Here is a 14872-nt window from a genome sequence, read left to right on the forward strand (position 1 = left end):
TTATTCTCCTTCGGCCAGTTGGTCTGCATCATCTGGAGACGCCGAAGCATTCATATGACGGTTCTGCTGCATCCAGAGCGTGCGATAGATTTCGCAGCGTTCCAGAAGAACATGATGCGGTGCGATATCCATGAGCTTGCCTCTGTCCATCACAGCGATCTGATGGCAGTTCACAAGGGAAGAAAGGCGATGGGAAACGATCACCATCGTGCGCCCCTTACCAATCCGCTGAAGATTGGCATTCACCAGCGCTTCGGATTCCGGATCGAGCGCCGACGTCGCCTCATCCAGAATCATCAGTTTCGGATCACAGATGACAGCACGGGCAATCGCCAGTCTCTGTCGCTGACCACCAGAGATATTGGTGGAGCCTTCTTCAATCCAGGTATCATACCCGGCTGGCATTCTTTCGATAAATTCCTCTGCTCCCGCGAGGCGAGCAGCACGAACGACATCGTCGATCGTCAGGCCTGGGCGACCTGCTGTGATGTTATCACGCACTGTTCCACGGAACAGGAAGTTATCCTGCAGAACCACACCGAAAGAACGGCGCAGATGGGTCAGATTGATCTCACGCAGGTCCACGCCATCCAGCCGCAGATACCCGGTATAATTGCGGCTGACACCCTGCAAGAGACGGGTAACGGTCGATTTACCCGAACCTGAACGTCCCACCAGCCCCAGCATGGTGCCGGCAGGAACTTCGAACGCTACATTATCCAGAGCCTTCGTAGTCGACCCCGGATAGGAGAAGTTGACGTCCATAAAGGAGAGGGCACCCTTGATCCGGGGCCGCATCCCTGTCGTCAGAGCCTTGGTTTCGGTCGGCTGGTTAAGCACTGCACCCGCCTCAACCAGCGAGACCGTTACTTCATTGATGGCTTCCATCAACTTCGCCAGCCCCACCAGAGGGGCTGCGACACGCCCACCCAGCATCATGAAGCCTGCCAGCGAACCGGCCTGCATGTTGCTTGCATTAGTCAGCACAAGATACGCACCAACAAGGATCACACCACGGTTGATGAACGCATCAAACGGCATGACCAGCGTCTGCGGCCAGTTGGACATACGTCCCGCTGCCAGCTTCCAGCGAACCACCTCAGCAGTTTTCTGATCCCACTCTTCGCGACGGGTCGATTCCAGCGCAAGGGTCTTGACGGTTCGAATACCAGCGACCGTCTCATAGAGGGTCGATCCACGATTCATTTCAGCGCGGATCTGCCGCCCCATAACGCGCGTCACAGCAGGAAGGAAAAGAACCACGATCAGGCCGATACAACCTGCGGAAGCGATCGTCAGCCAGGCTAGTGTCGAACTCAGCAGGAAAAGAACCGGAAGAATCACAACCAGTGTAAAGAGGTCCAGCATTGTGGACATCAACTGGCCGGTAAGAAAGTCACGGACTTTGAAGACCGCAACAAAACGCCCCAGAATTTCACCCGTCTGCTCGCGCTCATAGAATTCCAGCGGCAGGGCAAGCAGACGATTGAAAGCGTGCAACGAAATTCTTGCGTCCAGCCGGGACGAAAGAACAAGAGACAGTTCCCGCCGCGCATACGTTAGAAGAATTTCGTAGAACGTCAGAATCAACACAAAAGACGACAACGAGACCAGCGTCGCCATGGAATGGTAATTTACGACGCGATCCAACACCTGCATGACAATCAGAGCCGGGAAGATCTGAAGAATACTCAGGATCATGGATGCGAAGGCGATGTCCCGAAGGATCTTCTTCTCTCGCATTGCCATCTTGGCAAACCAGAGCAGATCAAACCGTGCATCAGCCTCGGATTCATCACGACGACGCTTTACGAGAAGCACATCGCCTGTCCAAACCTGCGACAGACGGAGCTCATCTACCGGGATTGGCGTGTCGCCATCCCCTCCCATCGGATCACGGAGCCAGACAACGCCTTTTTCAGGGTTTGTCGCCACCATGAGGCCAGCCGAGCCGTCCTTGAACATCAGAACAACAGGAGGAGAGTTCTGCAGACGCAAAAGATAGCGCCACTTCAGACGCATTCCCTTGGCAACCGCGCCCTGTTCGTTCAGCCAGCGCGCAAGAGATGCGGGAGACGGTGTGTTCTCCCCAGGCTCCGCAGCAAAATCTCGGATATCGAGTTCAAGCCCATGAAACCGGGCTGCAGCCAAGGCGGCATATAGTCGGATGACTGCCGGGCTTACGTCCCTTCCGGGGCCAGACACGCGCTGGGTTTGATCCACGAAACGTCCTCTATGCTGTGGTCCCGCACAGGCGGCATCAAAGGCAGAAATGCCCGTTCATATTTCATGAATAGAGAATACTGTCTTTTCCGTCACCTCCCCCTGTCTTCGCGAATGGAAAAATCTTTACAAAATACAGTCACTCCCGGCTCGAATCTGCTTAGGTTTACATAAAGATAAAGCCAACAACTGTTGGTTGAACTGTTGTGACCTCACATCTTTGCATCCGGATGCCCATGTTTTCCGAACAATGAGTGACCGGAAAATTTCTTGATTTCTTTTCTTTCTCCATCGGGAAACCTATCTCTCGAAGCTCTGTCACACGGGCACACAAGGATGTTGCATGCAGATCTCCCGGCATTATGCCTCCCTGCCCGAGCGCTTTTCGAGCGCATTGGCCCCTCGTCCCTTTCGTAATCCGCAACTGGTTGCCCTGAACGAACCGCTCGCCACACGTCTCGGGCTCGATACTCACTGGCTTTGCCAAAAAGATGGCCTTGCCTTCCTGAGTCAGGGTCAGCGCCCTGACGGAGCGCCACCCGTTGCTATGGCCTATGCCGGGCATCAATTCGGGCATTTTGTTCCTTCGCTCGGGGACGGCCGTGCAATGCTGGTCGGAGAACTGACGGACAGACAGGGCAAAGTGTGGGATCTGCACCTCAAGGGATCAGGCCCTACGCCATTTTCCCGTCGGGGAGACGGCCATGCGGCTTTGGGGCCTGTTTTACGGGAATACCTGGTCAGCGAAGCCATGGCCGCACTCGGCATTCCCACAACACGTGCGCTTGCAGCCCTCACGACAGGTGAGAACGTCGTTCGAGAGACGCTTATGCCCGGGGGTGTAATTGCACGGGTCGCCTCTACGCACGTCAGGGTCGGGACATTCCAGTTTTTCGCTGCACGCCAGGATCGGGAGGGCCTGACGCTCCTCGTAGATCATGTCATTGAACGGCTCTATCCTGAGTTAGCAGACAGCCCAAACCGGGCCTTGGCGCTTTTAAATGCCGTCGTTGACCGCCAGGCTCGGCTGATTGCCCAATGGATGCTGGTCGGATTTATTCATGGCGTCATGAACACCGACAACATGTCCATTGCCGGAGAAACGATCGACTTTGGCCCCTGCGCCTTCCTTGATAGCTACGACCCCGGAAAAGTCTTTAGCTTCATTGATCAGAATGGCCGGTATGCCTACGGGCAACAGCCAGATATGGCGCTCTGGAATTTGGGTCGTCTGGCAGAAGCACTTTTGCCATGCATTGATGCGGATACTGATCAAGCGGTCAACCTTGCGACAGACACGCTGAGCCGTTTCGATAGCATTTTCGGGGAGGCTTATCTTTCCGGATGGCGTCGAAAGCTCGGCCTGTTTTTGGAAGGTCGGACGGATACGACCCTTATCTCCCGTCTTTTAACCATGATGCATCGTGACGAGGCGGACTTTACGCTCACTTTCCGGCACCTGAACACCGTGGCCCGCACAGACGACGCCACAGGTTTTCTGGCTCAGTTCAAAGACAGGGAAGCTGCCATTTCGTGGCTACAAAGCTGGAAAGGAAGACTGGATACGGAAGATCAAACGGCTAACGCGCGTTTTGCGCTCATGCAGGCAAGCAACCCTCGCATTATTCCCCGTAATCACCGGATTGAAGCAGCCATCAAAGCCGCATTAACGGGTGATTATACCCTCTTCCATCAGCTCGCCGCAGCCCTCGCTCGCCCGTTCGAGGATGCCGATGACGGGCTCGATCTGCCACCAGCCTCGAACGAGCATGTCCGCAATACGTTCTGTGGGACCTGAAAATATTCAGGCTGGCTGAAATGTCAGGCGACTGTTGTTGAACAGGCGTCTGACCTGACAGTACAGAGCCAGAAGATCCGGCATGCAGGTGTTGTGGAGTGCGCGCACACTTTCATGCGTTGCGTAGAACCGGAGAGTATCCATCCCACGATTCATGATGGCCGTGCCCAGAAACACGCCGTTCACATGAATAACCTTGGAATTCAGCATCAGTCTTGACCTCAGTTGCCCTTCCGCCCCAGGAAGAACCTATCTTTCCACGCCACTGACACCAGCCAGGGCGCTGCAATAACGGGGTTCATGCCAGATCGTTTCCCGTTAGAGCGTGACCTTTTTATGATAACCTGTGACAGCATCATGACCGGGGGGATGGACTTGCCTCCAGCCATGCGGGAAAACGCTGGCATGTCCTGCAAATCATCATCCGCCGGGGCGAACCGGTCCGCTGCCGACCTTCCCCATCTCTGGCTGCCCTACACCCAAATGCAGACGGCCCCTTTTCCTGTGGAGGCCATCCGCACGTCCGGAAGCCGGATTACGCTGTCAGACGGGCGCGAACTCGTGGATGGAGTCGCTGCCTGGTGGACTGCCTGCCATGGCTATAGCCACCCTCACATTCAGCAGGCACTGGTTCGGCAGGCCAGCGACATGCCTCATGTAATGTTTGGAGGCATGGTTCATGAGCCGGCCCGGCGTCTGGCAGCACGTCTGGCTGAACTTCTGCCCGGCGATCTTGAACGCACGTTTTTTACAGATTCCGGCTCGGTGGCGATGGAAGTCGCCGTTAAAATGGCAGTTCAGTATCACATCAACCGTGGCACGCATGGTCGGACAAAGATGCTGTCTTTCCGGGGCGGCTATCACGGGGACACGCTGGGCACGATGTCCATCTGCGACCCGGAAGAGGGCATGCACAGCCTTTTCGCGGGCGTTCTTCCTCGCCAGATCCTTGCTGATCTTCCAGTTGATGATGACAGCACGGCCAGACTTGAAGCCCTGCTGGACGCTGAAGGGCATACAGTAGCTGCCATCGTCACGGAGCCGCTGGTTCAGGGGGCAGGCGGAATGCTGTTCCACAGCCCGGACGTTCTGCAGCGCCTTCGCAGCATTTGTGACCGATACGGCATTCTGCTCATTCTGGATGAAATTTTTACCGGTTTTGGCCGAACCGGAACGATGTTCGCCTGCGAGCAGGCTGAGATCGTCCCCGATATTATTGCTCTCTCCAAGGCCCTGACCGGCGGGACGATGGCCCTGGCTGCAACCGTGGCGAGACGAGGCGTTTTCGAAGCGTTTCTCTCCACGGAAGCTGGCAAGGCTCTCATGCACGGGCCAACATTCATGGCCAACCCACTGGCCTGCGCCGTGGCGAATGCGTCACTGGATCTGTTCGAACAGGAACCCAGACTGGAACAGGTTGCTCGCATCTCAGCTCAACTCCAACGGGAGCTGGAACCATGCCGCGGACTTCCCGGCGTAAAAGATATTCGCGTGTTGGGTGCAATTGGCGTGGTGGAACTGGAAAACATTGCAGACCCTGACGTCCTCCGCCGCGCGTTCGTGAACCAAGGGACATGGATCCGCCCCTTCCGGAACATTGTGTATCTGACGCCAGCATTCACGATTAGCGAGGAAGATCTGTCTCTTCTGACAGCCAGCATTGTCACTGTTCTCCGGAACAACACATGAGCCTGTTTGACGCCCACTTCACATCCGCCCTTCACGACCGAGAAACTGCGGGAACACGGCGAACACTGCGTCCGGTCACTCGGGACGGACAGGCCATCCTGCGAGACAACCGTCGCATGATTGATGTGTCCTCAAACGATTATCTGGGCCTTGCCGACCATCCGCTGCTCAAAGAACGCGCCTCTGACTGGGCATTACGCTTTGGAACGGGGGCACGGGCGTCCCGCCTTGTGAGTGGAACGTTGGAAATCCATCAGGCTGTCGAGCAGAAGATGGCGCGCTTCAAAGGATATGAGGCCGCGCTGCTCTTTGCATCGGGCTGGCAAGCCAATGCCTCGGTGGTCCCTGCCCTGTGCGCCCTTTCGACCGCTCGGACCGGTCATCCCATGCTGGTTTTTTCCGACCGGCTGAACCATGCCAGCCTCCATCACGGATGTGCAGCAGCGGGCGTCCGACAGCATCGTTTTCGCCACAATGATCTTACGCATCTGGAGACACTGCTCAAACGGGAAGCCACCAAGCCTGGCTTGCGGATGATCGTAACAGAGAGCGTGTTTTCCATGGATGGGGACCGCGCAGACATTCCCGCCCTGCGCGCTCTGGCTGATCGCTACGATGCGTTCCTGTATGTTGATGAGGCCCATGCCACGGGCGTTCTTGGGGCCCATGGGCATGGGCTTTCCGGCGGTTTGGCTGACCTGACAATGGGCACATGCAGCAAAGCCCTTGGGGGAATGGGAGCTTATATCGCGGGCTCCAGGTCTCTCTGTGACTATCTGCTCAATCACGCTTCAGGCTTTATCTATAGTACGGCCCTTCCGCCCGCTGTCCTGGGGGCCATTGATGCCGCACTGGACATTATTCCGACGATGGATCGTGAACGGCAGACCCTGCTGGGTCAGGCAGGACACCTTCGAACGGTTTTGAACGCGGCTGGTCTTTCGACAGCAGAGTCGTCCACGCAGATTGTGCCGGTCCTGATCGGTGAATCCCAGCGAGCGCTTGATGTTGCCAGAGCATTGGAAAACGAAGGTTTCCTCACCGTAGCCATTCGTCCACCAACCGTGCCTCAGGGAACGGCACGCTTGCGTCTGGCCCTTCACGCTGGACTGACAGATTCACAAATTACCCAGTTAGGCGAGGCTGTTGCCCGGCTGGCATGTGAGCACACGCCATGACTGTCTCCCTTTATCTCGTTCATGGCTGGGGATTTGACGCGTCTTTCTGGGCCCCGATGCTTCAGCACCTGCCTGACCTCAAGGCGTCCGTTGTGGATAAGGGATATTTCGGATGCCCTTACGCAGCCCCTAAACCGGAGCAACCTTATCTGGCGATCGGCCATTCCGCAGGAACACTGGACCTGTTGGGGCAGGATCTTCCCGGATGCCTGGGGCTCATCATGTTCAATGGGTTTGGACGGTTTTCTGAGAGCAACGATTTTCCGGAAGGCGTGCCCCTTCGCGTTCTGGAAAGAATGAAGCGCCAGTTGCAACGCTCCCCTAAAACGGTCCTGAACGATTTCCGGCAAAGATGCGGAACGGACAAACCCATTCCGTCAGATCCCGTGACGGCCGTTCTGAATCAGGGTCTGGAACATCTGATTCAAAACGATGAACGAAATGCAGCGACCCGCTGGGGGAGCCAGCTTCACTGGATGACAGGACTGTCAGATCCGTTCCCTCCTGCTCAGGCAGGTTTCAGTGTTCCGGGTAAAAGGGTTGAAGGCAGCCATCTTCTGCCTCTCGAACAGCCAGAACTCTGTGCTAATTTTGTGCTGCGTCAGGTCAAACAGCATGGATGAACGCAAACGCCAGATCGTCACCCGGTTTAATGAGGCGGAGGACTATGACGCTGCGGCAGATATCCAGCGCCGTTGCGCCGCTTTTCTGGCCGAGCGAATTGTCGCTGAGGTGACCGAGACTCAGCCTGCCCATATTCTCGAATTCGGGTGTGGCACGGGTTTTCTCACAGAGCATCTCTCCAGAAGCTTTCCTAATACCGCCATTCTCGCCACCGATCTCGCTCCGACTATGCTCGCACGCGCCAGATCGCGCCTTCACGGGCAGAAGAACATCGCCTTCACGGTCATGGATGGAGAGCGCCCGGATGCGACGGGACCATTTGACCTGATCGCTTCGAGCCTGTGCTTCCAATGGTTTGAAAACCGCAGCAAGGGGCTCGAACGTCTTTGCCGCTTACTGGCGCCAGGTGGCACTCTGATGATTGCAACGCTCCTTGAAGGGAGCCTGGAAGAGTGGCGCTCGACTTGCCGGAAGACAGACACCCCGTGCGGCGTCCCATTCTATCCCGGCGCAACCATGCTTCAGCAGGAATGGCCCTCTGGAGGGCGCGGCCAATGGCATACGGCAAACATGCAAGATCCGGTCCCAAATGCCAGAACCTTCCTCCGCAGATTGCAGCAGATCGGCGCGTCTCTCCCTGGCAAAGGAAGCACTCCCGCGGGAATACACGCACTCAGGCGCGCCATGTCCTGTTTTGACAAAGAGCACACCAGCGTCACCTACGCCTTGGGGATCGGAATTTTCAGAAAGGATATGCCATGAACAGCTTTCGCGGTGTGTTCGTCACCGGGACGGACACCGAAATCGGCAAGACGCTCGTCAGTGCCATCCTGACGAAAGCCTGGACTGCGACGTACTGGAAGCCGCTTCAAACGGGCCTTTCTGACGAAGCAGGCGACACCTCTACCGTCAAAACTCTGGCTGCCCTTCCGCCTGATCGGATTATTCCTCCGGCATATGCGCTTCAGGCCCCTCTCGCACCCTACGCAGCGGCGGCGCTGGAAAACGTTACAATCAATCCCGGACGTCTTGTTCTTCCCGCCGTCAAAGCGCCCCTTGTCGTTGAGGGTGCGGGCGGCCTGATGGTGCCTGTCCGAAGCGACATGATGATGATTGATCTCATGCAGCGACTGGATCTTCCCGTCGTTCTTGTTGCGCGCAGCGGGCTGGGAACCATCAACCATACGCTCCTGAGTCTCGAAGCGCTTCGTCGCAGAGGTATTCCTGTTCTGGGGGTCGTCCTCAGCGGGCCTGAAAATCCAGGAAATGCACGCGACATTGCTCATTTCGGGAACGTTCGGATCCTTTTCAGCGTTCCACGTCTAGAGAGCATAAATGAAACCGTCGTTTCTGAAATTTCTGGCCGTGTACCGCCGCTTTGTGTCTTGCAGCAACAGAATTCACAATGATGTGTTCTTTTTGGGATGTGCCATGAAAAGAACACATCCGACCCTTGTGAAATAGCTGCGTAATCATAGAACGTCTCTTCGCAACGAAGTGCATCCGGCGTATCGCTTGATCAAAGACCGCCCTCTGATTTCAGGGGGAGGCATACAACTGGGACTGTTGGGAAAAGTATGAGTATCCTGCGTCGTGATCTGGTAAAGCTTGGGGCAGGCCTGTCCCTGATGGGAACGTCTGGCCGCTTCGCTTATGCCCAGTCCGCGCCGCCTGCTGTCAAGCAGGCTCCAAAGACTGTTCCGTTCGACAATGGAACTGTCCGTGCCATTGCGCAGAAACTGGCCAGATCTCCTTACGCTCCACCTCCGCAAAGTTTGCCCTCTGCCATTTCCAATCTGGATTTTGACCAGTTCCGGGGCATTACGTTTAACCCGGACCGCGCCCTCTGGCATGGGCAGAGCCTGGCGTTTGAGGTCGAATTTTTCCCGCGCGGCTTTCTCTACAAGCCCCGGATCGCGATGAATGAAGTCATCGGTGGCCAGTCGACACCGATTGCCTACGACCCTGACCTGTTCAGCTATGCCAACCCGATGCTGCGCGTCACCGATGATCTGGGGTTTGCCGGTCTTCGCCTTCGCTACGCCATCAACACACCGGGCGAAATGGAAGAATGCGCCGTCTTTCTCGGCGCATCCTATTTCCGTGCGGTGGCCAAGGGGCAAAACTACGGCTTGTCCGCCCGCGGCTTCGCCAACGGCACTGGCAACACGAAAGGCGAGGAGTTCGCGTTGTTCCGCGAATTCTGGCTGGAAAAGCCGGAGCCTGGCGTTCAGTCTGTTGTCATTCATGCCCTTCTGGACAGTCCGTCCGTCACGGGAGCTTTCAGCTTCACGATCCGCCCCGGCGACACGACCGTCTTTGATGTGCAGTCATCGCTCTTCCCCCGGCAGGATATAACCGAGTCCGGCATCGCGGCTCTCACGGGCATGTTCTATTTCGATGCCAACGAACATAACCACGTCGATGACTGGCGCCCGGCCGCTCATGACAGCGAGGCGCTTCAGGTGTGGACCGGATCTGGGCAGCAGCTCTATCGTCCACTGGTCAACCCGACGGACCTCCAGTTTTCGGCCTTCCAGGATAGCAGCCCGCACGGCTTTGGCCTGATGCAGCGCAAGCGCTCCTTCCATGACTACGAAGATCTTGCTCTCAACTACGAGAAGCGCCCGTCCCTGTGGATCGAACCTATTGGTAACTGGGGTGATGGAGCGGTTGATCTCGTCGAAATTCCGACGCCCAATGAGGTCAACGACAACATCGTGACGTTCTGGCGTCCGAAAGACGCTCTTAAGGCCGGCCAGGAATACAATTTTACCTACCGGATGTACTGGGGTTGGGATACGCCGTGGCCCACACCGCTGGCACGTGTTGCTGGGACCCGTATCGGTGCAGTCACTGACCACGCCGATGCACGAATGTTCGTGATCGACTTTACGGGCGCGCCATTCCAGAACATCCCGCAAGACGCACATTTCCACCTGATTTCACAGGCTTCACCCGGCACCATCCGGAATGTGGTTGTTGAGCCTAACCCGAACATCAAAGGCTGGAGAACAACCTTTGAATTCGTTCCGGGCGATGCCAAGGCCTCTGAACTCCAGGCGCAGCTTGCGAGCGATCAGGGTCCGATCTCAGAAAAATGGATGTACCGTTGGACGCCGTAACCAATATGTCTCCGTCCGAAGCACCATTCCTGCCTCATGAGGCTCCGCTCAGGATGGAGCCTCAAAACCTTCATCAGCAGCCTGACCGGCATGGTCGCCCTTTCAGGGTTCTGGACACGACGCCGAAGACACTCTGGCTGCGACGGCTTTTCGTGTTTGGGTCAGCGCTGGCGCTGACCGGGTTTGGCATCTACAGGATCAATCAGGTTTTTAACTCGTTAGGCGTGTCTACGCTTGGCGTGATTGTGCTGATTCTGTTCGCTATTCTCGGTTTCTGGATCGCGCTTTCCTTCACCTCAAGTCTTGGTGGGTTCGTCTCCCTGATCACACGCGGAGGCCTTGGGCTCGGCATTCATCGGGATGGTGCTCTTCCGGTGCTCAAAGCACGGACTGCCGTGCTGATGCCGACTTATAATGAAGATCCGGAACGCGTTCTGGGCGGCCTGAAGGCCATCTATGACAGCATTCTTGCCACCGGCCAGATTGATGCGTTCGACTTCTTCATTCTGTCTGATACGACCAATCCGGACGTATGGTTACAGGAAGAGCGTGCCTTCCTTGCCCTCCGTCGGGCCACTGGCGATGATCGGCGCATTTTCTATCGCCGCCGCCATCAGAATACAGATCGCAAGGCAGGCAATCTGGGCGACTGGGTGACACGCTTTGGTGACTCGTACCAGCAGATGCTCACCCTTGATGCTGATAGCGTGATGGACGGCAGCCTGATCGTGCGTGTCGTTTCCGCCATGGAGAACCATGAAGGCGTCGGGCTGATCCAGACCCTTCCGGTTATTGTGGGCGGCCGGACATTATTTGCCCGCATGCAGCAGTTCGCCGGCCGCGTATATGGCCCACTCATTGCCCATGGCATCGCTTGGTGGCATGGCTCGGAAGGAAATTACTGGGGCCATAACGCCGTTATCCGGACGCGGGCTTTCGCCGAACAAGCGGGCCTACCGCATCTGAAAGGCAGACCACCCTTCGGCGGCCATATTCTCAGCCATGACTTTGTCGAAGCAGCACTCATGCGACGCGGCGGCTGGGCCATTCACATGGTGCCTGGCCTGTTCGGGTCTTATGAGGAAAGCCCTCCGTCCCTAACGGATGTGGCCATCCGTGACCGACGCTGGTGTCAGGGCAATCTCCAGCACGCCAAGATTATTGGAACCAAAGGCCTGCACTGGGTCAGCCGTACACACATGCTGACGGGCATTGGTTCCTACATCATGTCTCCGCTTTGGCTGTTGTTCCTGCTGTTCGGGATCCTGATTTCCCTTCAGTCGCATTTCTATCATCCGGAATATTTCGGCACGAAGCCTACGCTTTATCCGCACTGGCCACGCGTCGATCCTGTGCAGGCAAAGTTTGTGTTCATCGGCACGATGGGCATTCTTCTGGCGCCAAAGTTCCTAGCGTTCATCGCCATGATGTTTGATCGCGCTGCCTTGCGCGGCTCCGGCGGTGCTATCAGGCTCTTCCTTTCCATCATTCTGGAAACCCTGATTGGTGGCCTGATTGCGCCGATTGCCATGCTGATCCAGACGTCTGGAGTTATCTCCATTCTGTTGGGCCGGGATTCTGGCTGGAATGCCCAGAACCGTGAAGACGGGCGGGTTTCACTCCGTGAAGTTGCACGTGGATACTGGGTTTATACAGTGTTCGGCCTTCTGCTGGCCGCAGCCGCATGGTCCGTTTCACACGCACTCTTTCTGTGGATGACACCGGTTCTGTTGGGGCTTGTGCTGGCTATTCCACTCGCGGCCGTTACAGCCAGTCGCGACGTTGGGCTGGGACTCCGTCGGGCTGGATTTCTGCTGATCGAGGAAGAAACGGCCCCCCCGCCTATTCTTCGTCTTGCAGAAGAGAACGAACGTCTGCGCACAGAAGCCCTGCACGCCCCTCATCAGCCGCCCAGCGAGGCATTCGCCCTTCTGCGGACGGATCGCATACTTCTAGACGCCCACCTTGGCGCACTTCCGCCAACCCGTAAGGCTGGCAGTGCGATTGATGCCAACCTGCTGGTTGGACTGGTCAAGCTGAAAGAGGCGCCCTCTATAAAGGCTGCCCTTTCCAAACTGACCCGACAGGAAAAGGCCTCAGTCCTCGGGGCGGCCGAAGGCGTCGCACTCGTCAAGAACCTGCCGGACTAACTCTCTCTGTGGCTGGCAAAGTATGCCAGCCACAGATTATTTGCTGTCAAACGCACTCCGGGCTGCTTCCACTTCAGACAGATTTTTCTCCGCCCAGATCCACACCCCACAAAACGCTGCGCCCAGACTTAGTCCCAGCGGTGTAAGACGATAGTCCACCCGTGGCGGAATAACCGGGTGAATCGTACGGGTCACCATCCCGTCCCGTTCCATTTGCCGGAGTGTCTGGGTCAGCATCTTCTGGCTGATACCCTCGACTTTTCGTGCCAACTGCGTGAAGCGCAATTCCTTGTGCTCTTCCAAAACCTCCAGAATGATCATCGTCCATTTGTCAGCAACGCGACCAATGAGCTCCGTCACCAATCGCTCAACGCGCGCATCGCACTCCGTAGGTGGCGTTGCTTCGGCCAAACGCTTGGCACGGCGTTCAGGCGAGGCTTCGTAGGGGTTATCCGTCATAGGGGTCACTCTCTTTTCGGTGCGTATAAATCTTTGAGGTGCCTTCTTTCGAATTGACGATAGCCCGCTAGATAGAGTGTTCCAATTCTCAATGGAGCAAATCCAATGAAACCGAGTGGCAACACAATCCTGATTACCGGTGGCGGCTCAGGCATAGGCCAGGCTCTTGCACAACGACTGCATGATGCTGGCAACACGGTTATCGTCGCCGGGCGTCGCCAAAATGCTTTGGATGAAACGATCGCCGGTCGGGCGAACATGCATGCACTGGTGCTGGATATTGAAAGCCCAGAGGGGATTGCCGATTTTACAGAACGGCTTCTGCGCGCATACCCGTCACTTAATGTTCTGATCAACAATGCCGGCATCATGCGATTTGAAGATTTGGCGCAGACGCATGACGTGGCGGACGCCGAAGCGACGATTACGACCAACCTCCTTGGGCCAATCCGCCTGATCAACAGCCTGACGGATCATCTGGTTAAGCAGCCGGATGCCGTCGTGATCAATGTGACATCCGGGTTGGCATTCGTGCCGCTGACGACAACACCCACCTATAACGCCACCAAAGCCGCGATCCATTCCTACACGATTGCCCTCCGAGAGGTTCTGAAAGGGAAAGTCGAGGTTATCGAACTTGCACCACCCGCAGTGCAGACAGGCCTCACGCCTGGCCAGGAAACGCGCCCCGGCTATCAGCCCCTGACGGACTTTACGGATGAAGTCATGGCGTTGCTGACGCAACAGCCCACGCCACCGGAAATTCTTGTCGAACGCGTGCGCTTTCTGCGCTTTGCAGAGGCCAATGGTCAGTTTGATGAAACACTGACCAAGCTCAATGCTTTTGCCGCGCAAGCCCGCAACGGTTAAGAGGCCAATACTCATAAAAAAAAGCCCCGGGGCAGTTGCTCCGGGGCTTTTCGCAGGACGAAAACTCAAAAGAATCAGTTGCCGAGGCTCTGAGCCTTTTTGAAGAGATCGCGGCAGACCAGAACCTGCTTGTCCTTCGGGAGCGTGGAGATGTCGAACGGCGTGTTGCTGCTCGTCTGGAGCAGACCGCGGCCACCCAGTGAGTAGTACTGGTCATTCTGGACATCAGAGCGCTTGGCAAGCTTGCGGGATGCCGAGCGCGGCCCTGTACCCAGCGAGAGCTTCTTATGAATACAATAGGACGTCAGGCCTGCCACGTTGCCAGCTTGGGCATTATCGATGGACGGCATGCCGTTCTCGCCAAGCGTGCCAGGTGTTGATGCAGTTGCAATACCGTTGAGATTACCGACGGCCTGCACATGATTTGGCGTAATCACGGCCTGAGTTCCCGGTGGAACAATCGGCTGTCCTGGCTGCGGTGCTGTCTGTGCAAAGGCAGCTCCGGAAACAGCGAGGCCAAGTGCGGCTACGGCGGCAAAATACTTATTGGTATTCATGGATGGAGTCTTTCCATGTTCGATATTATTACACAGCGGCTATTCAGAAATATAATCACCAGAGTAATACTCTGCTGGCTATCTCACGGCCGTTTTCTAGAAACACTTGAGAGCCGGCTTGGTTTCTTTTCGAATCATCTTTCCCGATTTTATAACGCCATGAGGCCCCGCATTCAGGCAGTCCATTAACGCTGGATTG

Annotated in this window: 13 protein-coding genes; 9 read left to right on the forward strand and 4 right to left on the reverse strand. The window is 56.4% G+C overall.

Translation table 11 applies throughout. The features are described 5' to 3' along the window. Complete coding sequence (locus tag KP707_RS04550) at positions 1–2223, reverse strand: peptidase domain-containing ABC transporter (protein WP_373687775.1); 2223 nt, start codon at positions 2221–2223, stop codon at positions 1–3. A gap of 343 nt (positions 2224–2566) precedes the next feature. Here KP707_RS04550 and KP707_RS04555 point away from each other — a divergent pair, with 343 nt between their 5' ends. After that, a complete protein-coding gene (locus KP707_RS04555; RefSeq protein WP_211502311.1) occupies positions 2567–4021 on the forward strand; it encodes a YdiU family protein in 1455 nt (484 codons plus the stop codon). Positions 4022–4027: 6 nt separating this feature from the next. On the opposite strand, the gene KP707_RS04560 is transcribed toward KP707_RS04555, so the two are convergent. Then, positions 4028–4231, reverse strand: coding sequence for a hypothetical protein (locus tag KP707_RS04560; RefSeq protein ID WP_046900711.1), 204 nt, complete (start codon positions 4229–4231; stop codon positions 4028–4030). A 195-nt stretch (positions 4232–4426) separates the two neighbouring features. Here KP707_RS04560 and KP707_RS04565 point away from each other — a divergent pair, with 195 nt between their 5' ends. From KP707_RS04565 to mdoH, 7 genes are all read left to right on the forward strand, one after another. Continuing rightward, the gene (locus KP707_RS04565; RefSeq protein WP_249202828.1) at positions 4427–5710 is read left to right on the forward strand and encodes an adenosylmethionine--8-amino-7-oxononanoate transaminase; all 1284 of its coding nucleotides are present in this window, start codon (positions 4427–4429) and stop codon (positions 5708–5710) included. Continuing rightward, a complete protein-coding gene (bioF, locus tag KP707_RS04570) occupies positions 5707–6888 on the forward strand; it encodes an 8-amino-7-oxononanoate synthase (RefSeq protein ID WP_211502312.1) in 1182 nt (393 codons plus the stop codon). Before KP707_RS04565 ends, bioF begins: the two co-directional genes overlap by 4 nt. Beyond that, positions 6885–7511, forward strand: a complete 627-nt coding sequence (locus KP707_RS04575; protein WP_211502313.1) for a biotin synthase — start codon at positions 6885–6887, stop codon at positions 7509–7511. The genes bioF and KP707_RS04575 overlap by 4 nt, the downstream gene beginning before the upstream one ends. After that, complete coding sequence (locus KP707_RS16720; protein ID WP_244974358.1) at positions 7504–8274, forward strand: methyltransferase domain-containing protein; 771 nt, start codon at positions 7504–7506, stop codon at positions 8272–8274. Before KP707_RS04575 ends, KP707_RS16720 begins: the two co-directional genes overlap by 8 nt. Continuing rightward, positions 8271–8921, forward strand: a complete 651-nt coding sequence (gene bioD, locus KP707_RS16725; RefSeq protein WP_244974357.1) for a dethiobiotin synthase — start codon at positions 8271–8273, stop codon at positions 8919–8921. Before KP707_RS16720 ends, bioD begins: the two co-directional genes overlap by 4 nt. Before the next feature lie 168 nt (positions 8922–9089). Beyond that, positions 9090–10637, forward strand: a complete 1548-nt coding sequence (locus tag KP707_RS04585) for a glucan biosynthesis protein (protein WP_211502314.1) — start codon at positions 9090–9092, stop codon at positions 10635–10637. Next, positions 10613–12787 (forward strand): glucans biosynthesis glucosyltransferase MdoH, encoded by a 2175-nt coding sequence (gene mdoH / locus KP707_RS04590; protein WP_211502315.1) that lies wholly within the window; start codon positions 10613–10615, stop codon positions 12785–12787. Before KP707_RS04585 ends, mdoH begins: the two co-directional genes overlap by 25 nt. Before the next feature lie 36 nt (positions 12788–12823). Here the strand turns inward: mdoH and KP707_RS04595 are convergent, their stop codons facing one another. After that, the gene (locus KP707_RS04595) at positions 12824–13246 is read right to left on the reverse strand and encodes a helix-turn-helix domain-containing protein (protein ID WP_099211710.1); all 423 of its coding nucleotides are present in this window, start codon (positions 13244–13246) and stop codon (positions 12824–12826) included. 105 nt (positions 13247–13351) lie between these two features. Here KP707_RS04595 and KP707_RS04600 point away from each other — a divergent pair, with 105 nt between their 5' ends. Further along, positions 13352–14116 carry an SDR family oxidoreductase gene (locus KP707_RS04600; protein WP_211502316.1) on the forward strand — a complete coding sequence of 255 codons (765 nt, stop codon included), beginning with the start codon at positions 13352–13354 and terminating at the stop codon, positions 14114–14116. Between the two features lie 74 nt (positions 14117–14190). On the opposite strand, the gene KP707_RS04605 is transcribed toward KP707_RS04600, so the two are convergent. Further along, complete coding sequence (locus KP707_RS04605; RefSeq protein ID WP_086633450.1) at positions 14191–14673, reverse strand: DUF2501 domain-containing protein; 483 nt, start codon at positions 14671–14673, stop codon at positions 14191–14193. Positions 14674–14872: the final 199 nt, after the last annotated feature.

Origin of the sequence: Gluconobacter sp. P5E10, assembly GCF_018812145.1 — a bacterium.
GTDB classification, from domain to species: domain Bacteria; phylum Pseudomonadota; class Alphaproteobacteria; order Acetobacterales; family Acetobacteraceae; genus Gluconobacter; species Gluconobacter cerinus.